Below are 26,585 nucleotides of genomic sequence, written 5' to 3'. Positions count from 1 at the left end.
CGAGGGCGTTCGTTCAGAGGGACTCAAATATCGCGCCCAGCCCGCTTCGGCGTTCCGTGCGGGTGGCTATCGCCTGCACCAGCACGCGTTCATCCGTATACAGCGACAGGCGCTGACGCGCGCGCGTAATGGCGGTATAGATCAGCTCGCGGGTGATGACGGGGGAAAGCTGCGTGGGCAGGACCAGCGCCGCGTGGTTAAACTCGGAGCCCTGGGATTTATGCACCGTCATCGCCCAGGCGGTTTCATGCTCGGGCAAGCGGCTGGGCTGGAAAGACTTCACGCTCCCGTCCGGCATCTGGAACCAGACGCGCAGGCCCTGGCCGCAGTCGAGCGCAATCCCGATGTCCCCGTTAAAGAGCCCCAGCGCGCTGTCGTTGCGGGAAATCATCACCGGCCGCCCTTCATACCAGCGCGAGTGCGGGGTACGGTTAATTTTGCGTTTTTGCGCCAGCAGCTGTTCCAGCCTGTCGTTCAGGCCCCGGACGCCAAAGGGACCTTCCCTCAGCGCACAGAGCAGCTGATATTCACCAAACGCGGCAATGACCTGCTCCGGCGGACGCTGCTGTTGTACGCCCGTCAGAAAGTGCTGGTAACCCTGCAGGGCGTCATCCAGCATCGCCTGATACGCCTCCCCGCTTTCCAGCGATTTTTTCTCAATATCCGTAAAGGTTCCGGCAAACACCGCGGAGGTGGCGTGCCTGTCTCCCCGGTTTACGGCCGCCGCAAGCTGGCCGATGCCGGAATCGCTGCCGAAACGGTAGCTTTTCTGCAGCAGACACAGGCTGTCGCGCAGCGCGCCTGCAAGCGAGTGGCTTTCAGAGGTGAGCGTACATCCGGTGAGACGGGCGAGCTCCTGGGCGCGTTCAGCGGTATACCCCAGGCTGGCATAGGTGCAGATATCGCCCAGTACGGCCCCCGCCTCCACGGAGGCAAGCTGGTCACGATCGCCGAGAAAAATGACGCGCGCGTGCGGCGGTAGCGCATCAATCAAACGCGACATCATCGTCAGGTCAATCATCGACGCCTCATCCACCACCAGCACATCCAGGTGCAGGGGATTACCGGCATGATAGCGCAGACGCTGGCTGCCTGGCTGTGCGCCAAGCAAACGGTGCAGCGTGCTGGCTTCATTGGGGAAAAGCGCAAGCTGATCCCCGGTTAACGGCAGCTTTTGCAGCGCGCCGCCTAACGACTCCGTCAGACGCGCCGCCGCTTTACCGGTGGGGGCCGCCAGGCGAATACGGCACTTTTGCTCGCCCGATAACTGAATCAGCGCGGCAAGCAGTTTTGCCACGGTGGTCGTTTTCCCGGTGCCCGGACCGCCAGAAATCACCGAGATCCGACGCGTTAAGGCCACTGCAGCCGCCACTTTTTGCCAGTCTGTCGCGTCGTCAGAGGTAAACAGCGCATCCAGCGTTTGCCGGAGCCGCGTTTCATCACAGGGAAGCGGGGCGTTGGTCTCGCTGAAGAAGCGCGCCACCGTCAGTTCGTTACGCCACAGCCGGTTAAGATACAAACGCTCGCCGACCAGAATCATTGGCGTCCCGGTATCGGCTCCGCTCACGGCAGGCGAACGGCGTAATATCGCCTGCCAGTCCACGGCGTCACCCAGCAGCGCGAAACACGCCTGTAAAGCCGGAGGCATTTTCTCATCCACCGCCAGACGCGACAGCGGCAGACATACGTGCCCCTCCCCCGCGTCTTTGCTCAGAATGGCGGCGGCAAGCATGACGGCAGGCTCCTCGCCTGCCACCATCATGGCAAACTGCACGTCCAGGTGGCGCAGTAATCGTTGTTCAACCGCGTCCAGCAGTAGCGCCTGCATCGTCATGCCACCTCCTCCGTGCCTGCAGCAAACAGGTTATCCATTTTTTCAATCAGTTCCACAGCCGGACGCGTGCTAAAGACGCCGGAATGCGGGTCGTTGGCATCCACGCCGCGCAAGAACAGGTAAATCACGCCGCCAAAATGCGCGTCGTAACGGTAATCGGCAATACGATGGCGCAGGTAACGGTGCAGCGCCAGGGTATAAAGCTGGTACTGCAGATCGTAGCGATGCATTTGCATAGCCGACGCCATCGCCTGTTGGGTATAGGCTTCGCTGTTTTCGCCCAGCCAGTTCGATTTGTAATCCAGCAGGTAGTAGCGCCCGTCGTGGCGGAAAACGAGGTCGATAAAGCCTTTTAGCATCCCCTGCACCTGGCGGAAGTTCAGCGGCGGGCATCCGGCGGATAACGGATCGTACTCGCGGATCAGCGCATCAAGCGCCTCGGCCCTGAGCGGGCCGGCGATGGGGAGGTAAAACTCCATCTCCACCTGCTTATCTTTGGCGGTCAACTGGCTAAGCGAGATCCCCTGCGCGGTGAGCGGAGCATGCAGAACCGCGCGGATCCAGTCGGTGAGAACCGGCTGCCATTGCGCGTCGTAACCACCGCTCTGTAACATCTTTAGCACCCACTCTTCGGAAACCGGCTGGGTAAAATCCAGTTCTTCAAACAGGCTGTGCAAAAACGTGCCCGGCGAGGCGCCGCGCGGAAACTGGTGCGGCGTCAGCACCGGCTCAACGGGTACGCTACCGGCGCCTGCGGCATCCACGTCCAGTTTTGGCATCAGATCCTGCGCAATACTCTGCCCGTGCTGCTGTAAGCCGGAGTAGCTGGTCACGCGCCAGTCGTCCGCAATCGTGCGTACCACCCGACGGGCATGGAGATCTGACTCGTGCGGCTCCGGCATGTGCCAGCGGCTGTTGTCGGGCAGCGAAGGAATATGCAGGGCAACATACTCAGAGCAAAGGGATTCGATGCACTGGCGCAGGCCCGCCGCGTCTTTGGGTTCACCCTGCTGAATAAGCCGCCCCAGCGCGCTCAGATGAAAATCGCTCTCCCCGCTCTTTTCGCCCCGACGCCGGAACAGCGGCGCAACACCCAGGCTGCAGTGCCAGACCGAGCGGGTCAGCGCCACGTAGAGCAGGCGTAAATCTTCCGCCAGACGTTCGGCCTCTGCCAGCTCAACGCTGGACTCCGCGTTGCTGAGATCGAGCACCGCCTCAAAAGACTCGCGATCGTGGTAAAAAGCCTGATCCTGCACACGGTAATTGGCGATAAACGGCAGCCAGACCAGCGGATATTCCAGGCCTTTCGACTTGTGGATGGTGACGATCTGCACCAGATGTTTATCACTCTCGAGGCGCATCTGCTGGCTGGAGGAATTGCTGTTCGGATCGGCAATCTGCTGCGCCAGCCAGCGCACCAGGGCGTGCTCGCTCTCCAGCTGCGTACCCGCTTCCTGCAAGAGTTCGCTGATGTGTAAAATATCGGTCAAACGTCGCTCGCCACCTGCGGTAGCCAGCATATTCTCCGCAATGTGGCGCTGAGCCATGAGCTCGCGCACCATCGCCATCACGCCGCGCTTCTGCCATTTTTCGCGATAGCGCACAAACTCCTCTACCACGGCATCCCACGCGGCTTCGTCATTGTTGAGGGTATCAATATCGCGCGCGTTCAGTCCGAGCATCGCACTGGCTAATGCGCTGCGCAATGTACTTTCCCGCTCCGGGGCCAGCACGGCCTGGAGCAGCCATAACATCTCCTGCGCCTCAAGCGTTTCAAAGACGCTGTCACGGTTCGAGAGGTAGACGGAGGGGATATTCAGTAACGTCAGGGCGTCGCGGATGAATGCGGCCTCCTGACGGCTGCGCACCAGAACCGTAATATCCGATGCCTTTACCGGGGCGGGGTTATCCCCCTTCCACAGCAGCGCCTCGCCCCGCGCCCCGGCACTGAGCCAGTCACGGATTTGCGCGGCACAGTGCTGGGCCATGGCATTTTGATAGTCGGCAACGCCGCAGCCTTCCCCATCCAGCAGCCAGAAGTTCATGGCAGGCTGCGTCACGCCGTTAAACTCGAAGCGCAGAGAGGCATTTTTCGGGGCAAATTTTACCGGCTGAAACGGGATCTCCCGGAACATAAACGCCGTATCCATACGGCTAAACAGCGCGTTGACGCTTTCCACCATGCCGGGAGAGGAGCGCCAGTTAGTATCGAGCGTGTAATGCGCGTCAACCTCGCTGCGGGCTTTCATGTAGGTGAAAATATCCGCGCCGCGGAAGGCGTAGATGGCCTGTTTCGGATCGCCGATTAACAACAGCGCGGTGTCGGGCTGCTGGCGCCAGATACGGCGGAAAATGCGGTACTGCTGAGGGTCGGTGTCCTGAAATTCGTCAATCATCGCGACCGGGAAGCGGGTGCGAATCGCGGCGGCAAGCGCTTCACCATTTTCACTGCACAGCGCCGCATCCAGGCGGCTCAGCATATCGTCGAAACCCAGTTCACCCCGGCGGCGTTTCTCGCGCGCCACGGCTTCACGAATTTCGGTCATGGCGCGGGTGATCATCAGATCGTTGAGCGTGAGGGGCTCCGCCAGCAGGGTTTCAATCGCCACAAACAGGGGATGCTCAGGAACAATGCCGTCGGCTTTGGTCCGCTCAGTCAGGAAACGTTGGGAGAATTTCTCCAGCGCGTCCGGGAGCTGATAGCCCCGCGTCTCTTCCTGCGCCCAGGCGCTGATCTTGTCGATCCATTTTCCCTGATTGCCGCGGTTGAACTTGCGACGGTCAATCCCGGAATTTTCGATAATGGCGTCAATCTCGCCGACTGACTCCATCCATTTTTGCTTGATGTCCGCAATTTTCGCGATGATTTTTTCATGCCGTGAGGCCAGGGTTTCATCTGCCGGCGGTGGGGATTTGATGACCGGCGCTTCCCCCTGCAGATAACGATCGATCGCGCGCAGCAGCGCTTCCGGGCCTTTCCAGAGCGCATGTACCGCTTCGGCGATATCACGCTGTAAGGGGTAGCAGTGGCGACGCCAGAAATCCGCGCAGGCCTGATAGCGAAGCACGGATTCATCTTCAATGAGCTGCTGTTCGAACAGCATACCGGACTCGAACGCGTTCAGGCTCAGCATGCGCTGGCAAAAACCGTGAATGGTAAAGACGGACGCTTCATCCATCTGCCGTTCAGCGAGCAGCAGCCACTGGGCGGCCTGTTGCTTATCGGCAATCTCTTCCAGAAGGCTGGCGTAGAGGGGGTTATCCGTGCTCTGACGCAGACAGGCAATGCGCAGCTCGTGGATGTTGGTACGAATACGGCCCCGCAGCTCCGCGGTAGCGGCCTCGGTGAAGGTGACCACCAGCAGCTCTTCCACGCTCAAAGGACGTGGAAAAGCAGCGTTGCCGCCAAGCCCTAACAGCAGGCGCAGATAGAGGGCGGCGATGGTGAAGGTTTTTCCCGTTCCCGCTGAGGCTTCAATCAATCGTTCACCCTGCAGAGGTAAACGTAAGGGATCAAGGGACTCAGCGGTATCGGTCATTCTTTCTTACTCCAGGGCATAGATTGCTGCAGCGCGCTGACGCTCTTCCAGACTTTCCAGCCTTTCGGGTTTACGTACTCCGTTTTCCCGTTCTGGCTACCGGAAACCTGAGACAGGATGGTTATTCCCTGCGGCTTAATAACCGCCTGATGGAAGAAGTCGGCAACCTTCTGCGGCGTCAGCTGTTTTATCTCGGCCACTACTTTATCACGCGAATCAAATTTCAGATTACCGCGATCGAAATCTTTGCTCAGTTGCGAGGCTTCTTCACCCAGCGTCTGCGGCGGCTGCATCACCTGCGCGATGACGGCCTGCTGGATCTGGGCAAACTCTTCCGGCTTCATGGCGCGCAGTTTTGCTTCAACCTGCGGGAAGAAGGCCTGGTAACGCTGCCAGAGATACGCCGGTTGTTTATCGCTGCTTTGCAGCAGGAAACCCAGCCCCCACTGACGACCGACGTTCATGGAGAAGGCAAACACCGCGTAGCCAAGCTGCTCCTCTGTGCGTAACTGGTTATAGAACCACGGCTGAATAATCTGTCCCAGCACGGCGCTCTGCGCTGAACTGGCGAATTCATCATAGCCCGTTGGCACAAAGACCGCGGCCAGCGCGGAATCCGTGCTGTTGCCCGCCTTTTCAAAAATCACATTCTGTTTTTTCTCAACCAGCACGTCCTGGTTGCGGCACCACTCGTCGCCTTTAGAGCCGAGCTGAGTGCGAACATTCTCCGCCAGGGTTTTGGCCTGCTCCTCACTCATGTTGCCGACGATCAGGAACTCCGGACGCGTGTTGCTTTTCAGCGCATCGCGGTACGCGAGCACATCTTTTAAGGAGATGGAAGGCAGCAGCGCGCGGCGATCCTCACGCTGGAAATAAGGAACCTGCGACAGCATTTGCGCCGGCATAAGCGCCAGATCGTAAGCCTTGCCCTTCTCGGCAGAATCCATCATCTGGGCATACCAGGATTTAGCCTGCTCAAGCTGCTCTTCCGTCGGCGTGTAGCTGAAGTAGCCCTCCAGCAGGGCCTGGAACAGCTGAGGCAAGCGCTGGGTATAGCCGTTTGCATTAAGCATCAAACCGTTATTGGCGTTGGTGGAGAAGCTGATCCCGCCCACGGCGGCCTGGTTGCTGAGCTGATCGAGCGCGATACCGGCGAGATAGTCATTGAGCGCGAACATCACCTGATTTTTGGCGCTGTTCATGGCTTTCGGGTTACGCAGCACCACGCTGACATCGGCTTTAGGCTCACTGGCGAAATAGCGGCTTGGGGTATACACGACGCGCAGCGTTGGCTCATCAATGATGAGTTCCGGGTGCAGGTAATCTTTCGTCGTTTTGATCAGCGAGAAGTCATCCGGAATATAGGGGTTCAGCTCCGGCAGCTTCAACGCAATCTCCCCGGCCTTTTTCTGCCAGTCGGCGAAGGTCTGAGCGCTGATATTATCCACCTGATAAGGGGCGTCGACAAAATACGCCGTCTTGTTATGCGGTTCGTTCGGACTGATGTACCAGATGCGGGCATTCTCCGGCGTCATCATCGCCAGGCGGGCTTTTACCGCCCCGGCATCGTACCGGTCGGCAATATTCACCGCGTCGAGAGTATGTTCCACCGGCACGCGGATCATGGTATCCGCCAGCCACTCCACATAGTCCATGTCGCGGGTGATGGACGGGTAGCGGAAATCGAGATCCAGCACGTGCGCGAGTTCATCAAAATAGCGCTTATCGACGCCTTTTTCGCGCAGTAAAGCGAGGTAGCTAAAGATAGCCGCCACGACTTCATCGCGGTTGGCCTGTCCTTTGTCGGTCAGCGTCGCGGAGATCGCCAGCACGCCGCTATTGCCGTTCACAACCGGATCGGAGTCGGCGCGAATGCCTTCCGCCAGCCCCTGCTTTTGCAGCCAGTCAGACAGCGTACCCGGGCTACGATTACCGATCAGGTAGGTGACCAGCTCATCGGTTTTACTGCGAAACTGCGCCGTATTGTTATCAATGCGGAATTCCACGCGCAGCACTTTACGCGGCATAGCAGGAACGTAGTGGATCACGATGCCTTTTTGCGCATCCGTGACCACCGGAACGGTGATTTGCGGCAGGTCGATATTTTTATTCGGCACCCGGCCAAAGGTTTTGGCCGCCATGGCTGCCAGCTCTGGCAACGGTTTATTGCTGTAGATGACCGCCTTCATCAGGTTGGCGGAGTAGTATTTATCGCGAAACGCGTGCAAGGCATCCAGCACCGGGCTGTTCGGTTTGTCGCTCAAGGTTTCCAGGTTACCGCCGGAGAAGCGCGAGCCCGGGTGCGCAGGGTTGATGGTTTCGGCGCTGACCTGCGCCATGCGCATACCGTCTCGGGTGCGGGCCATGGTCAGCTCGGCATTCACCGCGTTGCGTTCACGCTCAGCGTATTTTTTATCCAGCAACGGCGCGGCGATGGAATCAGCGAGGCGATCGACCGCCCCTTCCAGCGCATCATTTTCAACTTCGAGATAAAAGGCGGTGCGGTACGGCGCCGTACTGGCATTGTGGCTGCCGCCATGCATCTTCAGAAATTCGGACAGGCTATCTGGCTGCGGGTATTTTTTTGACCCCATCAGCGTCATATGTTCCAGATAGTGTGCAAGCCCAGGATGAGCGTCAGGATCTTCCAGCGACCCAACCGGCACCACTAATGCCGACAGGGATTTCACCGCCTGCGGGTCGGAAACCAGCAGCACGGTCATCCCGTTATCAAGGCGAATAGCCTGATATTGACGGGTATCCTTTTCGCTCTTACGGATAGTTTCCTGAACGGGTTGCCAACCGGAGTCTGCGTGAGTGACGGGCGCCCAAAGGGCAATAAACAAAACAAACGCTTTAAACAAGGTGCTGCCTGGCATTACGACCTCTTTATCACGGCTACATCATTAACAAACTGCGTGCTGGACACGCCAACATCTCTTTCTTTGGGTACATCAGTCCGTGATAAGAAATGCATCATAAATGAACACCCTTATCTGCGCAATTTTTATACAGCGCTCAGGACTGATTAAATTTAAACAACGGCAGCAGGTAGCGCTGCGCCTCTTCCGTGATAGCCTCCAGGTATTCTGGCTCGAGCGTTCGCCACAAACGCTGATACCAGACATCATCCCCTTCGCCCCGCACCATCATGTTTCCTTCGTAGGCCTGCATAAATTTGCTGCGTGCTTTCTGCAGCGAAGCCTCATCCGTTAACATCGCATCATTCTGCGCGTCATAACAGGCTTTTATCCAGGCGCCGCCACTTTCCGGCAGTAACAGGAGCGGTTTGTTCATTCCCTGGCGGTAGCCCTCAATGTACAAAGAGAGATACCCTAACGCCTGCTCGGCTTCCATCGGCGGGAAGCACCACTCGCCCTCTTTGCGCACGAAAATCCGGCTTTCGCCTTTATACCCACCCGCACTGTAGACAAGATGTTCGAGCCAGAGTTGCAAACCCTGGGAAACGCTGAGCATAGAGGGTCGCCAGCGCAGCAGCCCATCCGGCTGAACCTGGGTTAACCAGCCCGTGAGCTGTATCCCGTTGCAGTTGAGATCGATTTCAATACTTTTCCCTGGCTGTCGGCACGCTCGTACGCGCTCTGCCAGGGCGGTCATCTCCTGACACTGCGCCTCCCAGACGATCTCCCCAAACGCTCCGTAGGGCAGCTGACCTGCAGCACGGTAGCGGCGGTAAAGTTTGTCGGCATCTTCCTCTTCAACCAGCGCGTTCAGCAGCTGCAGATTTAACTGATAGCGCTCCAGACCTTCCAGCGTAAACGGCTCTGACTCAGGAATTTCGCTCTCTTCAGAGCGGAAGTTGACCTGCAGTCGTTGCTGGAAAAAGGCGCGCACCGGATGCGCCCAAAACCGCTGAAGCTGCTCGAAGGTCAGTGTGTCGATAGGGCGCGGGGCAAGTTCCTGAATGAAATCGGTATGCGCATTCCCTTCCTTTTTCGCCGCCGGCAACCACTCAAGGGCATAGCTCTGGCGCTCGCTGGCAATATAGTTCACCGGGTCAAACGGCATGCGGCTGTGGAAACAGGTGATATGGGCTTTCACCCTCTGCTCGCTCTCATCACAGTTGCGCTCCTCATCTCCCGGCAGGTAGTGGCTCTGGCCGATATAGTCCACCAGCTCCTGCACCAGCACGGAGGGGAAACGCTCGCTGTTGTCCTGAATGGAACGACCGATATAGCTGATATAGAGCTTACTCTGCGCGGAAATGAGCGCTTCCAGGAAGAGGTAGCGGTCATCATCACGGCGGCTACGATCGCCCCGTTTAGGGTTTGCGCTCATCAAATCGAACCCCAGCGGCGGCAGCGCGCGCGGATACACACCGTCGTTCATGCCAAGCAGGCAGACTACCCTGAACGGGATAGAGCGCATGGGCATCAGGGTGCAGATATTGACAGGACCCGCCAGGAAACGCTGGCTGATTCGCTCCTGGTCAAGCCGCTGCGTCAGCTCATCCCGCAACAGCGAGAGCGGGATGGCCTCGTGGTAGTGAGAATTCACGCCTTCGTCGATGATAGCCTGCCACTGGGTTTCAATGAGCGCCATGGCCGCTTCGGTGTCATTGTCCGGCAGGAAGAAATCATTGAGTAACGCCCTGCAGACAGGGAGCCATTCTTCAAGTGGACGCGGCTGCAACAGCGCATATCGCCAGCGGTTAAGCTGCATTAATAGCGATGCTAAATGCCCCACCAGTTCAGCAATTAACCCGCTGGACTCATCGTAAGGCAGCACCTCATTCCACTCGCCCTGGCTGCTTTCCATGGCATAGCCCAACAGCATACGCGTCAGGCCAAATCGCCAGGTGTGCTGCCCGGTAGGGGTAAGCTCGAATTCCTGAACGTTATCGTCATCGATTCCCCAGCGTACGCCAGACTCGTTAACCCACTGACGAAGGTAGCGCAGCCCCTCTTCATTGATGTTGAAGCGTGCGGCCAGCACGGGAACATCCAGCAACGCCAGGACATCTTCGGAGATAAACCGGCTATCCGGCAGTGACAGGAGAGTGATAAACGCCTGCAATACCGGATGCGACTGACGGGCACGACGGTCAGATATCGCGTAAGGCAGGTATCGCTCGCCCGTTGCGCTGCCAAAAACGGCCTGAATAAAGGGACTGTAGCTATCGATATCCGCCACCATCACCACGATATCGCGTGGCGTCAGGTCGGGATCTTCCTGCAGCATCGCCAGCAGCTGGTCGTGAAGCACTTCGACCTCACGCTGCGGGCTGTGACAAACGTGGATCGTGATACTGCGATCGTCAGGATCCAGTTTTCGCTTATTGTCGCTGCGTTCGAACTCGTTCGCCGTCACGCCCATGACGGCACGGTTTTCCAGATCCAGAATATCTAACTGGATATTATGCAGCAGGCTGTCCGGGGCGATCTCAACAAAGGCATCCACGTCACCTTCACCTGAGGAAGTGATGTCTGAAAGCATGTGAATGTAGTCACGCCCCAGCTTCCCCCATGAGGCAAGCAGCGGATTAGGCAGGTTCTGAATACCCTCTTCATCGAAAAGCTGCCCGGCAGTCGAGCCGTCTTTAAACAGCGGGATGGATCGTTCTTCAAAAAGGCGTTTTCGTTGGCGGGTCACCAGCCGCGCCAGCCAGCGTTCGTCGAGGATATCCCCCCAGTACTGTCGGCAAGGGTTGGTAAACAAAATATGGATATCAATATGTTTACCCAGCGCATTCAACGCTTTCAGATAGACAGGGGGCAATGCGGATATTCCGCAGATAAACACGCGTGACGGCAGTCGGGCTGGGCGCTCCGACGCATTTTCAAGTATCGAGATAAACCGATCGTAGAGATTGGCACGGTGCCACTTAGGCTGGCCCAGTTTCTCCGTATGCTCTACCAGGGCTTTCCACAGCGGGGCCTGCCATATTTGCGCCTCCGGCAGGCCTTCAACCAACTCGCCCGCTTCCCAACGAATTAACCAGTCAGAGCGATAAACAAGGTATTGGTCGTAGAGATCGGCGGTGCGCGACGCCAGCTGGAACAGCTTGCGCTTGTCGGTATCGTCATTGAGGTAGTGACGCAGCATGGCAAATTCATCGTGCTGCAGCATTTCCGGCAGCAGCGCCATCAGCTTCCAGCTCATGGCCTGCTTGTTGAACGCGCTCTGCTCCGGGATATCCGGCAACACGCGGACAAACATCTCCCAGATAAAGCTCGCCGGCAGCGGAAAATCAATATTCGCGGCAATGCCAAACTTGCGGGAAAGCGACATTTGCAGCCACTGTGCCATACCGGTGCTCTGCACCAGCACCATTTCAGGCTCAAAAGGATCGTCAAGCCGCTCGCGCTCAACGATAAACTCCATCAGTGCTTCCAGCACATCCAGACGATTTGAGTGGTAGACCCTTAACATAGACGCTCCCGACTACTGGCTAACCGGGCAATGCAGACGCGTTAACTCACCGCGCCGCCCCAGAGGAGAAATAAGTGTAACCGTGATGCTGACACATCCTGCGAGCGTTGTCTGCCCCCGACGGGCCTGCCAGCCTGCAGGAAGAACATTTGTTGAGAGCTGAGACTGGTTCCAGGCATGGTGCCAGAGCTGACGATACTGATTAAATGCGGTGAACCGCGCCGCCAGCGCCCGCTGATACCCCGACAGTGCGGTCACGACCACCACCAGCAGCATCATCGCCAGCAGGACCTCAACCATGCTAAACCCTTTTTCTCTGCTCACGGCAGCTGACATAACGCGCTCTCCTTAAGGGGACAAAAATCGCTCCAGCCGTGAGGCGAAAAGCGCACGTTCCCGTCGACGATCTCTCCTGCACGCCAGAGCAGCAGGTCGTTGCCGCTGGCTATCAGTAGTACACGCGCCTCACTCAGTTGACGCAAACACACTCGCCATGTCGATGTCGTTTTGCACTGGATTTGTAGCTCTGGTGCCCAGCGCTGAACACGTCCCCACTCAAGCGCGGACTGTACCGTCGCCTGCTGCTGAAGCGAGCGGCTCTCACCGCCAACGAGCGCACTGAACGTTGTGACCTGCTGGTTTAGCCCCGTCAGGATCAGGGTACCGAGCACCAGTAAAAGCAGAACCAGCGCCAGCGAAGACATCCCGCGTTGACGGCTCACAGGTTATACCCCGTGACCGAATACAACGCCTGCCAGGGTTCTCCTTTATCGCCTTTACGTCTCGCGGCCAGTTCGATATTTACCTCTGGCGCAAAACCGGCATGTTCCACTTTCCTCACGACAAAATGTGCGATCGCAAGCCTGTCCGGGTCCGTGAGCTTTTCCCACCCTTTTCCTTCACACGACGCCGCGCCACGCAGGGTTTCCAGCGCCCCCGATTCCAGACGAAAACCGGTGCTGTCATTTTCTGATGCGCTGCTATCCCAGCGACCGTTACTGTTGGCATCCCACCGCACAATGATGCAGCTCCCCTGCCTGCCGATCGCCAGCGCCTGTCCCTGGCAATTTCCCGCGCAGTACCCCGCACGCTGAAGCTGCTTGCCGAGGGCGAACAGGTGTTGCCAGACCTCTTCTTCCAGCTCTCGCTGGCCGGATTGCAGTAATACGGCCCGCTCTAGCCCGGGTAAAAAACGCGATGCGCTTATCAGCAAAAGGCTGCTCATCGCCGTGGCAATCAGCACTTCTGTCATTGAGAAACCGCGCTGCCTCTTCAACATGTACCTCCCTCAGAGACCTGACACATCCTGATGCGTCCTCCATTTGAGACCATAATCAGCCATTCTCCAGCACGGCTTTGAACGCGTATTCGCCCCGCCCATGCCGTATCCCGTAATCCATAGAACCCGAGGGACGGCGTGACCTCACCGATCGTGACCTCAGGCCAGAGTGGAATCAGCACAAAGGGACTGTCCTTCTCACAACCTTGCACGGCAGAGCTCGCCAGACAGTCCCGGTCCCCCGTCCGCTGACGGGTAATTTGATGGTCGCGGTTGTGGCGGTTGGCATGGTTGCGCAGAAACAGCAGGTAATCTCGCACCTGGCTGGCGGTTTGCCACAACCGCTGCTGCCGTTGCCAGCTGTCCCAGCCGTACAGGCCCGAGGCGCTAAGGATGACGACAAGCGAAACGGCGACCAGCGTTTCGATAAGCGTAAAACCGTTCTCTTTTTTCATACCGGGAGTGTGGCGAAGCGCCGTGGACATGACGAGCATCGGATCCTCGTTTTACGAGACGTCATCCGGAGAAGTGGGAGAGTTGCAGCGCGTTGTAGGCTTTCTGGAGAGCGCTTCGGGAAACGGGAGAAAGGCGAAAAAAAACCGGCGCTAAACAGCACCGGTTGTGTCAGGCTTTATCGCATCAGATCGCGACGGGCGCTTTGATGCCCGGGTGCGGGTCGTAGCCCTCAATCTCGAAATCATCAAAGCGATAGTCGAAGATTGATGCCGGTTTGCGTTTGATAATTAGCTTCGGCAGCGCACGCGGTTCGCGGGTCAGCTGGAGATGCGTCTGTTCCATATGGTTGCTGTAGAGATGGGTATCCCCACCGGTCCAGACGAAATCGCCCACTTCCAGGTCGCACTGCTGCGCCATCATGTGAACTAACAGCGCATAGCTGGCAATGTTAAACGGCAGGCCGAGGAACACGTCACAGGAGCGCTGATAGAGCTGGCAGGAGAGCTTTCCATCCGCCACATAGAACTGGAAGAACGCGTGGCACGGTGCCAGCGCCATTTTATCCAGCTCGCCGACGTTCCAGGCGGAAACGATGATGCGGCGCGAGTCCGGATCGTTTTTCAGCTGGTTCATCACGGTGGTGATCTGGTCAATATGGCGGCCATCAGGCGTGGGCCATGCGCGCCACTGCTTGCCGTATACCGGGCCCAGATTGCCGTTTTCATCTGCCCATTCGTCCCAGATCGAGACGTTATTTTCGTGCAGATACGCAACGTTGGTATCGCCTTGCAGGAACCAGAGCAGTTCATGAATGATCGAGCGCAGATGGCAGCGCTTTGTCGTCACCAGCGGGAAGCCTTCCTGCAGATTGAAGCGCATCTGGTGGCCAAAAATGGAGAGCGTACCGGTGCCGGTGCGGTCGTTTTTCGGCGTGCCCTCATCGAGCACTTTTTTCATCAGTTCAAGATACTGTTTCATGGTTCCTCAGGAAATCTGTTGCTGTGGACGACGACGATACGCCCAAATCATCATAATGGCACCCGCGACAATCATCGGAATGGAGAGGATCTGCCCCATGCTGATGTACTGTACCCACTCGCCGGTAAACTGTGCGTCCGGCTGGCGGAAGAATTCGACGATGATGCGGAATGCACCGTAGCCAATCAGGAACAGGCCGGAGACAGCCCCCATCGGGCGCGGTTTGCGGATAAACAGGTTGAGGATGATAAACAGCACCACGCCTTCCAGCGCCAGCTCGTACAGCTGAGACATATGGCGCGGCAGCACGCCGTAGGTATCGAAAATGGACTGCCACTCAGGATGCGACGGCAGCAGCGCCATGTCTTCCGCGCGCGAGCCTGGGAACAGCATGGTAAAGGAAACGCTCGGGTCGACGCGGCCCCACAGCTCACCGTTGATGAAGTTGCCCAGACGGCCCGCCCCGAGACCAAACGGGATCAGCGGCGCGATAAAATCGGACACCTGGAAGAAGTTGCGTTTGGTGCGTTTGGCAAAAATCACCATCACCAGGATCACCCCAATCAGGCCGCCGTGGAAGGACATGCCGCCGTCCCAGACGCGGAACAGATAGAGCGGATCGTTCAGGAATACCGGGAAGTTATAGAACAATACGTACCCAATACGGCCACCGAGGAACACGCCGAGGAAGCCCGCATACAGCAGGTTTTCAACTTCGTTTTTAGTCCAGCCGCTGCCAGGACGGCTGGCGCGACGACTCGCGAGCCACATGGCAAAAATGAAGCCCACCAGGTACATCAGACCGTACCAGTGAAGCGAAACAGGTCCTACTGAGAAAATGACCGGATCAAACTCCGGAAAATGCAGATAACCACTGTTCATCTGTCACCACAAGATGTTGTTATTCCGCTGAAAGTGGACAGCGGTAGAAATGCGATTCTGCCGTAAGCAGAGGCTCCAAAGTTGCGAATCATAGCATAAGGCGGGCGCGGAGGATGCGCCAGAGATGTAAAAGATGTGTATAGGGTTTTACGCGCGCTGGTGCCCTCACCTCGCGCCTCTCCCACAGGGAGAGGGCGAAAGGCGATTACCGCCCGCCGCGGATCAGACCGCCCATACCGCGTCGTTCCATAAACGCCGCGACCTGATGACGGACCTCCGCTGCCAGCTGCGCCTCAAGGCTGCGTTCTGCCAGCTCGCGGGCATCATCGATGTCGATATGCCGCAACAGGTATTTCACGCGAGCAACAGCGCGACCGTTCATCGACAGATGGCGGTATCCCAGACCAATCAGGATCGCAACGCACATGGAATCCCCGGCCATTTCACCGCACAGGCGTAAATCAATGCCGTACTGCTCCGCTTCTCGGGCAATCATCGCTAAGGCGCGAATAATCGCCGGATGCAGGCTATCGTAGATACTGGCGACGCGGGTATTGTTACGGTCGACGGCCAGAATATATTGCGTCAGGTCGTTGGTGCCGACAGAGATAAAATCAACGCGGTTTGCCAGCTGCGGCAGCATAAAGACCATCGAAGGCACTTCAAGCATGACCCCAATCCGCGGTTTCGGGATCGCATAGCCGATCATCTCTTCCACTTCACGGCCAGCACGTTCGATCAGTCGCCGGGACTCGTCGATCTCATCAATGCTGGTGACCATCGGCAGTAAGATGCTGAGATTGCCCGTCGCCGCGTTGGCGCGCAGCATCGCGCGCACCTGGATCAGGAAGATCTCCGGCTGATCGAGCGTAATGCGGATCCCACGCCAGCCCAGGCACGGGTTTTCTTCGCTGATCGGCATATAGGGCAGCTGTTTATCCGCCCCGACGTCCAGGGTTCGCAGGGTGACAGGTTTGTCGTTAAACATCTGCAGCATACCCTGATACTGCGCCACCTGCTCCTCTTCAGAGGGGAAACCGCTCTGCAGCATGAACGGGATTTCTGTTCGGTACAGGCCAATGCCGTCGATGCGGCTGCCCAACTTCTCTTCGTGCTCGGGGCTTAAACCGGCATTGAGCATGACTTTGATCCGCTCACCGCTCTTAAGCTGGGCGGGCAGGTTAACGTCATCTTCCGCCAGCTTGCTTAATTCATTCTCTTCGCTGATAAGACGCTGGTATTCCTGGAGCAGAACCGGCTCAGGATCGACCAGCAGCTCACCGCGATAGCCGTCGACCACCAGCGTACGTCGGTGCAGCACCGACGGCTGAATGTCCGCCCCCATAACGGTAGGGATGCCCAGCGCGCGCACCATAATAGCGGCGTGTGAGTTGGCGGCACCATCGCGCACCACCACACCGGCCAGCCTGTCCTGCGGCAATTCAGCCAGCGTCGTTGCCGAGAGTTCGTCGGCGACCAGAACAAACCGTTTTGGCCAGGCATTCGGGCCCTGAATGGTGTCATCAAGATGGAACAGCAGGCGCTGCCCTAGAGCGCGCAGATCCCCTGCCCGCTCTTTCAGGTAACCGTCGGTCAGCGCCGCAAACTGGTCGGCAAATTTTTCGATGACCTTCTTAACCGCCCACTCTGCGACCGAGCCTTTATCCACTTCCGCAAAAAGCTCACGGCGCAGGCGCGCATCGGAGAGCAGGTGCGAATAGAGGTCGAATATGGCCGCCGTCTCTTTTTGCGCGCCTGCGGCAAAACGCTTGCTGTAACGACGAAATTCATTCGCCGCCTCTTCCAGCGCGGCGGTGAGACGCTCGCGCTCAAGCGCTTCATCAAGCGTTGAGGCTTCGTAAACCTGCTCCATTAACGGCAGCGTGGCGTCCATCCAGCCTTCAGCGATCGCCACACCTGGCGATGCCGGAAGGGCACGAATGCGCGTATGGCGATACTGACCAAAGAGCGCGGCAAGCTGAGACTGAGAGAGGATCGCCGCCATCTGCGTGGCCAGCGTGACGAGGAAAGACTCCTCGCTTTCGTCGTACTGACGTAGCTCACGCTGCTGGACAACCAGCACGCCGAGCAGCTGGCGACGCTGGATAATCGGCACGCCAAGGAAAGCGCGGAAGCGCTCTTCTTTTACGGAGGGGATGTATTTAAAGCTGGGGTGTTTTTGCGCGTCAGCAAGGTTAATGGGTTCAGCCAGTCGCCCAACCAGACCCACGATACCTTCATCAAATGCGAGCGTAACGGTGCGTCCACGTGGTTTTTTCAAACCACGGGTCGCCATCAGGTAATAGCAGCGCCGATCGTGGTCGGCCAGATACACCGAACAGACCTCGGTCTCCATCGCAAGACAGATGTCGGTGACCAGAATATTCAACGCCTCGTTCAGACGCGGCGCGCTGGCCACCTTCTCGACTATTTCTCGCAAGCGGGTGAGCATGATTTGCGTAGCTTAACCTCTTTTACGTCGCCAGGCAGGTGCGCTCTGCGGCTTAGGCGGGATCTCCTGAAGCTGCATCACCACACTTGCAAACTCTTTCATCACCCTACGGTAAACATCGCGCTTAAATGACACGACCTGACGAACAGGATACCAATAGCTCACCCAGCGCCAGCCATCAAACTCCGGCGTACTGCTGGTTTGCATATTGATGTCTGAATCGTTGCCCACCAACTGCAACAGAAACCACTTCTGTTTCTGGCCGATACAAACCGGCTTTGTGTCCCAACGCACCAAACGTTTCGGTAACTTGTAACGCAACCAGTTGCGGGTCGAAGCCAGGATGCGAACATCTTTTCGGCTCAAACCGACCTCTTCAAAAAGCTCCCGGTACATCGCTTGTTCTGGGGACTCTCCCGGATTGATCCCGCCTTGCGGGAACTGCCAGGAGTGTTGACCATATCGACGGGCCCACATCACCTGGCCCTGACGATTACAAATTACTATTCCTACGTTCGGGCGGTAGCCATCGTCATCAATCACCGGACTACCCCAAACTAAACCTTATATATGAATGATTGTTTCACACTACAGGGAGGCGGTAAACCACTCTCTTACAGGCCTGCAACCTAATAACAATTGAATAACTCACAAATAAGTACTGAGTTATAAACAGATGGGCGACAGCGAAGGGAATTTTATTCACCTTTTCTGTGGATATAGTTGTGAAGAAGTGTCTGATTACCGATGAACAACCTCAACGACCGCCGCACACCCTCTTTTGCTCGCATTCATTAAAATGATTATATTCATAGAGTTAGATGCGTTTACGTAAACAAAAAACTGAATAGCGTGACGATCGTCACACCAGGGATCGTCGTGCTGATGAAAGATCGAACAGCGTCGGTTTTATCCACAGATTGTGCCAATAAGTTAGTCACAATTTGTGTGAAAATTCGATTTTCATCGCACGTCAAGGCTGTAAATGGAAACAGTAGTCAGGGTTATGCCCAGTTATCCCATTTTTCTGTGGATAACATGGTGTAAGATCCTGTTCATTGTCAGTGACCAGATTTGAACAACCGCTTTTTCCACCCAGGCAAAACGATTTCAGACCGATAAAAAAACCTATAAATCATAGAGATGTCATATTGGTACAGAAAAAGTTAAACTCTATCCACAGGGGACAAATTCTTCGTTTATTTTTTAATCAAAAGGTTACCGTCATGCATCCGCTTACACCCTTGGGCTCACCACCGTCCAGCGAGAGCCAGTTGCTACTGCAGGCACAGCGTCTGGCCGGTTTTTCGCTTGGCGAGCTGGCAGCAATGGCCGGGCTGCCGATCCCGAAGGATCTGAAACGGGATAAAGGCTGGATCGGCATGCTGCTGGAGCTGTGGCTGGGTGCCAGCGCAGGGAGCAAACCTGAACAAGATTTTGCAGCCCTTGGCGTGGAGCTAAAAACCATTCCTGTAGACCGCCAGGGCAAGCCGCTTGAGACCACCTTTGTCTGCGTTGCGCCATTAACCGGCAATACCGGCGTAACGTGGGAAACCAGCCACGTTCGTCACAAGCTGAAGCGCGTATTGTGGGTACCGGTTGAGGGTGAACGTCAGATTCCCCTGGCCGACCGTCGCGTCGGCGCGCCGCTGCTCTGGAGCCCGGACGAGGATGAGGAGCATCAGTTGCGTCTGGACTGGGAGGAGCTGATGGACATGATTGTTCTTGGGCAGGTTGAGCGCATCACCGCCCGACACGGAGAGGTATTACAGCTGCGCCCAAAAGCAGCCAACAGTAAAGCCCTTACCGAGGCAATCGGCGCGCAGGGTGAGCCGATACTGACGTTGCCGCGCGGTTTTTATCTCAAAAAGAATTTCACCGGCGCACTACTCGCACGTCATTTCCTGTTGAAAACATAGTTTTTTACTTATTTTGAGAGCTCTCAAACATAATCGACTGCTTTTTAAGATTTTACCGCTTCCTCAAGTCGCCATATCGGGTTAATACTAGATTATGATTTGATACAAGCCAGATGAGGACGATAACGATGAAAAAATGGGCAGTATTAGTGTCAGCAGTCGGTTTAGCGTTTGCCGTATCGGGCTGTAGCAGCGATTACGTCATGGCGACAAAAGATGGTCGAATGATCCTGACCGACGGTAAACCCGAAGTCGACGATGATACCGGTCTGGTCAGCTACCGCGACCAGGAAGGCAATAAAATGCAGATCAATCGCGACGAAGTATCGCAAATTATCGAGCGATAATCAGAGAGAGGTCAGTCGCTTGCTGGCCTTTTTGATTTTTTTCTTCCCCTTTTGCTTCCCCTCTGCCATGTTTATATTCCTTTGTCGGGTACGCCCTGACGCGGTTTATATGTCTACTGAGGAAGCCGGCTATGCATTATCACCGTATCCCCCACAGCGCACTGGAAATTAGCCAACTGGGGTTGGGCACGATGACATTTGGTGAACAAAACAGCGAAGCCGATGCCCATGCACAACTCGATTATGCCGTCAGCCAGGGCATTAACCTGATTGATGTCGCAGAGATGTACCCTGTTCCGCCACGTCCTGAGACGCAGGGACTTACCGAAACCTATGTCGGTAACTGGCTGGCAAAACGCGGCAACCGTGAAAAGCTGGTGATTGCCTCCAAAGTCAGCGGCCCCGCGCGCAACAACGATACCGGGATCCGCCCGAACCAGATCCTCGATCGCAAAAATATCCGCGCCGCGCTGGACGCCAGCCTCAAGCGCCTGCAAACCGACTATCTCGACCTGTACCAGGTACACTGGCCGCAGCGGCCAACCAACTGCTTTGGCAAGCTCGGGTACAGCTGGAATGAGAGCGCCCCCGCGGTGACGCTGCTGGAAACACTGGAAGCGCTGACCGAATGCCAGCGTGCGGGAAAAATCCGCTACATTGGCGTGTCTAACGAAACGGCCTTTGGGGTCATGCGCTATCTGCACCTGGCGGATAAGCACGATCTGCCGCGTATCGTGACTATTCAGAACCCGTACAGCCTGCTTAACCGCAGCTATGAAGTGGGTCTGGCCGAAGTGACGCAGTATGAAGAAGTGGAACTGCTTGCTTACTCCTGTCTCGGCTTCGGCACCCTGACGGGGAAATACCTGAACGGCGCGAAACCGGCCGGGGCGCGTAACACCCTCTTTAGCCGCTTTACCCGCTACAGCGGCGAGCAGACGCAGAAAGCCGTTGCCGCTTATGTGGATATCGCGAAGCGTCACGGTCTTGACCCTGCGCAGATGGCGCTGGCCTTCGTGCGTCGTCAGCCGTTTGTTGCCAGTACCCTGCTGGGCGCAACCACGATGGAACAGCTGAAAACCAATATTGAGAGTTTCCACCTGAACCTGAGTGAAGAGGTGTTAGCGGAGATTGAAGCAGTGCATCAGGTTTATACTTATCCTGCACCATAGCCTGACGCTTTTGCCCGGTGGCGCTACGCTTACCGGGCCTACAGGTGCTCAAACCCAGGCCGGGTAAGGCGAAGCCGCCACCCGGCCAGATATCAACGGCGACGTTGCCACATCCACAAACCCGCAATCGCAATCGCAAACAGCCCGCCAAACCCGACGCCAATCCCCACCACCGGCACACCCACTTTTACCGCCAGCGAGTAGAGCCCCAGCATTAACAGCATTGCCAGGTTTTCACCCAGGTTTTGTACCGCAATGGCATTGCCTGCCCCGACGGTCTGCTTGCCCCGCTCCTGCAGTAACGCGTTCAGCGGCACCACGAAGAAGCCCCCCAGAATACCAATCAGGATGAGGAGGGCATACGCGGGCAATAATGCATGCTGCAGCGAGAAGATAAGCACCACGACGCCAATCAGGATCCCGGCGGGCATACAGCGTGCGACCGTCTCCAGCGTGACCAGCTTCGCCGCCGCGCCCGCCCCAACCACAATGCCGATGGCCACCATCGCATTAAGATAGGTTGGCGTCGCATTGTCAGTAATGCCCAGCGCCACCGGCACCCACAGAACCAGCAGGAAGCGCAGCGTGACGCCCGCGCCCCAGAACATGCTGGTCCCCATCAGGGAGAAACGCGTTTCACCGTTACGCCACAGCACGCGGCAGGCGGTAAAGAAACTGCCGGTCATCGGTTTAAATCGCCAGGATTGACCCGGGCGAGCCGCAGGCAGCTTCGGAATAAACAGGTTCGCCACGACCGCCCCGCCATACACCACCGCACACACGCCCAGTGCCGCCAGCACATGCCAGTCGGCCAGCACGCCGCCCGCAACGGAGCCAATCAGGATAGCGGCAATAGTAGATGACTCCATCAGACCATTGGCTTTCACCAGCTTATCCCCGGTGGTCAGCTCGCCGAGAATGCCGTACTTCGCCGGGGAGTAGGCGGCGGCGCCAATGCCCACCAGCGTGTAGCCAATAAACGGATTGAAGCCAAAGCAAATGCTGGCGGCACCCAGCAGCTTGAGGCCGTTGGCAAACATCATCACCCGGCCTTTCGGGAAACTGTCCGCCACCTGCCCCACAAATGGAGCAAAAATAATGTAAGCGCCCACAAACACCATCTGCAGGATCGGCTGACTCCAGTCGGGGTAAAACTCGGCTTTCAGCAGCGCCAGCGTGGCAAACAGCAGCGCGTTATCGCCGAACGCAGAGAGAAACTGCGCGGCAATGACGGCCATCATGCCTTTCGACCTGAGTGAAGTGTTAGTGTGTACTGACTCACGCATTTTGCTGTTCCGCCTCTTCAACCATGCCTTTCAGGGTCACGAAATCTGGCTTCCCGCTGCCCAGTACCGGGAGCTGTTTCAGGTAGCGAATATCGCGCGGCACGGCCAGTTCAGGAATACCGTGTTCACGCGCATAGCTCAGTAACCTGTCGCGCTTAAGCTCACCGTCGGTCGTAAACAGCACCAGCGCCTCGCCTTTGCTGGCATCGCTCTTCACCACCGTGGCGTGCATCTTCTCGGCGGACACGGCCGTCGCCAGTTGCTCCACCATTTCCAGAGAGACCATTTCGCCGGCAATTTTGGCGAAGCGTTTCGCGCGTCCCTGAATCTGTACAAAGCCCTGTTCATCGAAACGGACGATATCCCCGGTGTCGTACCAGCCGGTTTCAACCTCGCCGTTGACGTTTTCCGCCGTCGGCGCTTCCAGCACGCCCGGATTTTCCACGCGCAGATACCCGTTCATCACGTTTGGCCCTTTCAGCTGCAGGCGGCCACCGTCCTCAATGCCCGGCACCGCCAGCAGACGCGCGTCCATCCCCGGCAGAATTCGGCCAACCGTACCCGGTTTCGCCGCCATCGGCACGTTAATCGAGACCACGGGCGCACACTCGGTAACGCCATAGCCTTCGAGAATGCGCAGGCCAAACTTGTCCTGCCATATCTGGCGCGTGCTCTCCTGCAGTTTTTCCGCGCCAGCCACCACATACCGCACACGATAAAAATCATACGGATTGGCGAAGCGCGCATAGTTCCCCAGGAAGGTTGAGGTCCCGAACAGAACGGTACAGTTACGGTCATACACCAGCTCCGGCACAATGCGGTAATGCAGCGGGCTCGGGTAGAGGAACACTTCTGCGCCGGTCAGGAGCGGCGTGAACAGCCCCACCGTCAGGCCAAAGGAGTGGAACAGCGGCAGCGCCGACATAAAGCGGTCGTTCGCGGTAAAGTCGGCGATGCTTTTAATCTGCTCAACGTTCGCCAGAATGCTCTTGTGGCTGTGGACGACGCCTTTCGGGTTGCCCTCTGAGCCTGACGTGAAGAGGATAATGGCGTCATCTTCCGGCTGCTGTTTGACTTGCGCCAGACGCGGCACCAGCAGATGCGCAAATATCCACAGCTTGTCGCCGGTGGTCACGTCCGCTTTCAGATCCTCCAGGAAGACCCAGCGCACCTGGGTGAGCTGCTCGGGAAGGTGCCAGAGTTTGCCTTTGTCCAGAAACTGACGGGAGGTAAAGACGGTATTAATCTGAGCGGCAGTAATGGCGCTGGTCAGCCCCTTCACGCCCGCCGTGTAGTTCATCATCGCCGGGATCCGGCCCCGGGAAACCGCGCCGAAAATGACCGCCGCGCTGATGCCCGCGTTAGGCAGCATCAGGCCAATCTTTTCGCCCTTTTTGCTGTACTTCTCCAGAATACGGCCCACAAACAGGGTCTTGGTCAGCAGTTTGCGATAGGTATCCGGGGTAAAGTTGATGTCTTCGATGCAGTTTTTCTTCGCGCCATAGCGGTACTGCGCGGAAAGCAGGGATTCGTACAGCGTTTCGCGCGGGCGCACGGCCATACGCGCTTCCATCATAATCTGATGCAGCATTTCCCCGGCGATTTTACGGCGATCGCGGGCACGCGGCGCGTCGGGCATCGGTAACGACGTTGGCGGCAGGATATGCAGCGTGATTTTGGGGAACAGACGCTGCTTCACCAGCCCCTTGAGACGGCTGAAATGGGTCAGCTCCGCGCCTTCAATACGCAGCGGCACCACGGTCGCTTTTGACTTCGCCGCGACAAACCCCGCGCCGTCGTAGATTTTCATCAGCGAACCGGTCACGGAGATACGCCCTTCCGGGAAAATGACCACCGGGCGCCCCTGCTCGACCAGGCGTACCAGATGTTTAATCATCATCGGTTTTGTCGGGTCGAGCGGGACAAAATCAATCAACGGCGTGAGCCAGCGCATGTACCACTGCTGGCTGATGGAGGTATACACCGCAAACACCGGGCGCACGGGCAAAAACAGCGCCAGCAGAATGCCGTCTATAAAGGAAACATGGTTTGGTGTGATGAGAACGCGTTCGCCGCGAAGCGCCCGGGCATCGCCGGTGATGCGGATGCGAAACAGAATACGGAAAAGCGTACGGAAGAACCCAAATAGCATCTCAACTCCCTTTGCCAGCCAGTGTGGAGGGTCGATAGTAAATGGTGGCAGATTACACGAGAAGTGGTAAGGGAGCGACAGCAAAAGTGGAGGCGAAAAAAAACCTGCGCATCCGCGCAGGTTGGTGCAAGAGATGAGTACGAAACCGTACTAAGAATTCTCACCAATCAATACCTCTGGGATCTCAACTGTATCAACCTCTTTAACACCCTTGCTATCGGACAATCGCAACAGCCTGAGGCAAAGTGTAACTAAAGGTTCAGATTCACATTCTTCAGACATGACTGGGCGTGTAACGATTACACCGCCAGGGGTGTGCTGCGTCACGTTTGTGGAGCGCGAAAATCCACTCCCCTTGAATGCACGCCGCTTTTCCGCAACACTATTTGGTGTGTAAACGCTTACCCCCAATAAGAAGGTAATGAATGGCGACAATAAAGGATGTGGCCCGTCTGGCAGGCGTGTCGGTGGCAACCGTCTCGCGCGTAATTAATGATTCACCAAAAGCCAGTGACGCATCACGTCAGGCGGTACAAAGCGCCATGGAATCCCTGAATTATCATCCCAATGCCAATGCCCGCGCGCTCGCCCAGCAGTCGACAGAAACCATCGGGCTGGTGGTGGGGGATGTTTCCGATCCCTTTTTCGGCGCCATGGTGAAAGCGGTTGAACAGGTTTCTTATCAGACAGGCAATTTTTTGCTGATCGGCAATGGCTATCATAACGAACAAAAGGAACGCCAGGCCATTGAACAGCTGATCCGCCACCGCTGTGCGGCGCTGGTGGTTCACGCCAAAATGATCCCGGATGCCGAACTGATTCATCTGATGAAGCAGATGCCGGGCATGGTGATTATCAACCGTATCATTCCCGGTTTTGAGAAACGCTGTGTGGCCCTCGACGACCGCTACGGCGCCTGGCTTGCCACGCGGCACCTGATTCAGCAGGGCCATACCCGAATTGGTTATCTCTGTTCCAATCACCCGATTTCCGATGCGGAGGATCGCCTGCAGGGCTACTACGACGCCCTGCGTGAAAACGGGCTGCCGTGTAATGACCGTCTGGTGGCCTACGGCGAACCGGATGAGAGCGGCGGAGAACAGGCCATGACCGAGCTGCTGGGTCGCGGAAGGAATTTCACGGCGGTTGCCAGCTATAACGACTCCATGGCCGCAGGGGCGATGGGGGTGTTGAATGACAACGGGATTGAGGTACCGGCCGAAATTTCGCTGATTGGCTTCGACGACGTGCTGGTCTCCCGCTACGTTCGCCCGCGGCTGACTACCGTGCGCTACCCTATCATCACCATGGCAACGCAGGCCGCCGAGCTGGCACTCGCGCTGGCTGAACAGCGTCAGCCGCCGGAAATAACGCATCTGTTTAGCCCGACGCTGGTCCGTCGTCACTCCGTTGCGTCGCCTGCAGAAGCGCAGAGCGAATAACGGTAGAGGTGAACCCGCGTGTTGGGGTATTCCAGCCCATCACCGATATACTGCCAGCCGTAACGTTCGTAGAAGTCGCGGCAGGCAGACCAGAGATGGAGTTCCTCATACCCGGACTGCGCGGCGTAAGCGATAACATGCCGCTGAAGTTCTCCCGCCAGCCCCTTGCCTCGCGCCGCGTCGTCAACGTACAGCGCCGCCAGCCACGGACAGAGATCCTGTCGGGTGATCAAATCGCAGCGCCAGAGCCCCACCGTACCAAGAAGCTTTTCGTCCTCAACGGCAATAAACGTCAGCGGTAATGCCCCCGGCGTCTGGCTGTGCTCAACAATACTGTGGAAAAATTCCCGGGGAAGCCCTTCGCCAAAGGCCTGCCAGATCCAGTCGGTAACCTGCTCAGCATACTGCGGTGCATCGTAGAGCGGGAGGATAACTGTCTTTTTCACGTTTCACC

At 57.1% G+C, this 26,585-nt stretch carries 19 protein-coding genes; 4 read left to right on the top strand and 15 right to left on the bottom strand.

All coding sequences use genetic code 11. The features are described 5' to 3' along the window. Nucleotides 1-13 precede the first annotated feature (13 nt). The 12 genes from recD to rppH all read right to left on the bottom strand — a co-directional run bounded on the left by recD (nucleotide 14) and on the right by rppH (nucleotide 18,356). Nucleotides 14-1,834 (bottom strand): exodeoxyribonuclease V subunit alpha, encoded by a 1,821-nt coding sequence (recD, locus tag ACMGGE_RS21170; protein WP_069720010.1) that lies wholly within the window; start codon nucleotides 1,832-1,834, stop codon nucleotides 14-16. Next, nucleotides 1,831-5,373, bottom strand: coding sequence for an exodeoxyribonuclease V subunit beta (recB, locus tag ACMGGE_RS21165; protein WP_420294123.1), 3,543 nt, complete (start codon nucleotides 5,371-5,373; stop codon nucleotides 1,831-1,833). The genes recD and recB overlap by 4 nt, the downstream gene beginning before the upstream one ends. After that, nucleotides 5,370-8,252 (bottom strand): pitrilysin, encoded by a 2,883-nt coding sequence (ptrA, locus tag ACMGGE_RS21160; protein ID WP_420294122.1) that lies wholly within the window; start codon nucleotides 8,250-8,252, stop codon nucleotides 5,370-5,372. The genes recB and ptrA overlap by 4 nt, the downstream gene beginning before the upstream one ends. Nucleotides 8,253-8,391: 139 nt before the next feature. After that, nucleotides 8,392-11,766 (bottom strand): exodeoxyribonuclease V subunit gamma, encoded by a 3,375-nt coding sequence (gene recC, locus ACMGGE_RS21155; protein WP_420294121.1) that lies wholly within the window; start codon nucleotides 11,764-11,766, stop codon nucleotides 8,392-8,394. Between the two features lie 12 nt (nucleotides 11,767-11,778). Beyond that, a complete protein-coding gene (locus tag ACMGGE_RS21150; protein WP_420294120.1) occupies nucleotides 11,779-12,102 on the bottom strand; it encodes a prepilin-type N-terminal cleavage/methylation domain-containing protein in 324 nt (107 codons plus the stop codon). Further along, entirely contained in the window at nucleotides 12,087-12,488 is a 402-nt protein-coding gene (locus ACMGGE_RS21145; RefSeq protein ID WP_262779267.1) for a DUF2509 family protein, read from the bottom strand. The genes ACMGGE_RS21150 and ACMGGE_RS21145 overlap by 16 nt, the downstream gene beginning before the upstream one ends. Beyond that, entirely contained in the window at nucleotides 12,485-13,045 is a 561-nt protein-coding gene (locus ACMGGE_RS21140) for a prepilin peptidase-dependent protein (protein WP_420294119.1), read from the bottom strand. The genes ACMGGE_RS21145 and ACMGGE_RS21140 overlap by 4 nt, the downstream gene beginning before the upstream one ends. Next, nucleotides 13,039-13,500 carry a prepilin peptidase-dependent protein gene (locus tag ACMGGE_RS21135; protein WP_420294199.1) on the bottom strand — a complete coding sequence of 154 codons (462 nt, stop codon included), beginning with the start codon at nucleotides 13,498-13,500 and terminating at the stop codon, nucleotides 13,039-13,041. The genes ACMGGE_RS21140 and ACMGGE_RS21135 overlap by 7 nt, the downstream gene beginning before the upstream one ends. A 184-nt stretch (nucleotides 13,501-13,684) precedes the next feature. After that, nucleotides 13,685-14,479 (bottom strand): thymidylate synthase, encoded by a 795-nt coding sequence (gene thyA, locus ACMGGE_RS21130; RefSeq protein ID WP_014885081.1) that lies wholly within the window; start codon nucleotides 14,477-14,479, stop codon nucleotides 13,685-13,687. A gap of 6 nt (nucleotides 14,480-14,485) precedes the next feature. Then, nucleotides 14,486-15,361 carry a prolipoprotein diacylglyceryl transferase gene (gene lgt, locus ACMGGE_RS21125; protein ID WP_420294118.1) on the bottom strand — a complete coding sequence of 292 codons (876 nt, stop codon included), beginning with the start codon at nucleotides 15,359-15,361 and terminating at the stop codon, nucleotides 14,486-14,488. Between the two features lie 205 nt (nucleotides 15,362-15,566). After that, nucleotides 15,567-17,813, bottom strand: coding sequence for a phosphoenolpyruvate--protein phosphotransferase (ptsP, locus tag ACMGGE_RS21120; RefSeq protein WP_032643187.1), 2,247 nt, complete (start codon nucleotides 17,811-17,813; stop codon nucleotides 15,567-15,569). 12 nt (nucleotides 17,814-17,825) lie between these two features. After that, on the bottom strand, nucleotides 17,826-18,356 hold the full coding sequence (gene rppH, locus ACMGGE_RS21115) for an RNA pyrophosphohydrolase (RefSeq protein WP_013098553.1): 531 nt from the start codon (nucleotides 18,354-18,356) through the stop codon (nucleotides 17,826-17,828). A gap of 683 nt (nucleotides 18,357-19,039) precedes the next feature. Between rppH and mutH the strand changes: the two genes are divergently transcribed. The 3 genes from mutH (at nucleotide 19,040) to ACMGGE_RS21100 (ending at nucleotide 21,251) form a co-directional block, all read left to right on the top strand. Continuing rightward, on the top strand, nucleotides 19,040-19,732 hold the full coding sequence (gene mutH / locus ACMGGE_RS21110) for a DNA mismatch repair endonuclease MutH (protein WP_047747241.1): 693 nt from the start codon (nucleotides 19,040-19,042) through the stop codon (nucleotides 19,730-19,732). A 128-nt stretch (nucleotides 19,733-19,860) separates the two neighbouring features. Next, complete coding sequence (locus ACMGGE_RS21105) at nucleotides 19,861-20,079, top strand: YgdI/YgdR family lipoprotein (protein ID WP_008499668.1); 219 nt, start codon at nucleotides 19,861-19,863, stop codon at nucleotides 20,077-20,079. 131 nt (nucleotides 20,080-20,210) lie between these two features. Then, nucleotides 20,211-21,251 carry an NADP(H)-dependent aldo-keto reductase gene (locus ACMGGE_RS21100; protein WP_023309049.1) on the top strand — a complete coding sequence of 347 codons (1,041 nt, stop codon included), beginning with the start codon at nucleotides 20,211-20,213 and terminating at the stop codon, nucleotides 21,249-21,251. Between the two features lie 92 nt (nucleotides 21,252-21,343). On the opposite strand, the gene lplT is transcribed toward ACMGGE_RS21100, so the two are convergent. Beyond that, nucleotides 21,344-22,537 carry a lysophospholipid transporter LplT gene (gene lplT, locus ACMGGE_RS21095; protein WP_111967511.1) on the bottom strand — a complete coding sequence of 398 codons (1,194 nt, stop codon included), beginning with the start codon at nucleotides 22,535-22,537 and terminating at the stop codon, nucleotides 21,344-21,346. Next, nucleotides 22,530-24,689 carry a bifunctional acyl-ACP--phospholipid O-acyltransferase/long-chain-fatty-acid--ACP ligase gene (aas, locus tag ACMGGE_RS21090; protein ID WP_045909892.1) on the bottom strand — a complete coding sequence of 720 codons (2,160 nt, stop codon included), beginning with the start codon at nucleotides 24,687-24,689 and terminating at the stop codon, nucleotides 22,530-22,532. Before aas ends, lplT begins: the two co-directional genes overlap by 8 nt. Before the next feature lie 425 nt (nucleotides 24,690-25,114). Between aas and galR the strand changes: the two genes are divergently transcribed. Then, complete coding sequence (gene galR / locus ACMGGE_RS21085) at nucleotides 25,115-26,131, top strand: HTH-type transcriptional regulator GalR (protein WP_021242019.1); 1,017 nt, start codon at nucleotides 25,115-25,117, stop codon at nucleotides 26,129-26,131. Here the strand turns inward: galR and ACMGGE_RS21080 are convergent. Further along, the gene (locus ACMGGE_RS21080; RefSeq protein ID WP_048224712.1) at nucleotides 26,092-26,577 is read right to left on the bottom strand and encodes a GNAT family N-acetyltransferase; all 486 of its coding nucleotides are present in this window, start codon (nucleotides 26,575-26,577) and stop codon (nucleotides 26,092-26,094) included. The two genes, galR and ACMGGE_RS21080, sit on opposite strands and share 40 nt — an antisense overlap. Nucleotides 26,578-26,585: the final 8 nt, after the last annotated feature.

Source organism: Enterobacter sp. BNK-22, assembly GCF_048684805.1.
GTDB lineage: Bacteria > Pseudomonadota > Gammaproteobacteria > Enterobacterales > Enterobacteriaceae > Enterobacter > Enterobacter quasiroggenkampii.
Note: the sequence above shows the minus strand (reverse complement) of the source record. Positions and strands in the feature narration are given on the sequence as shown.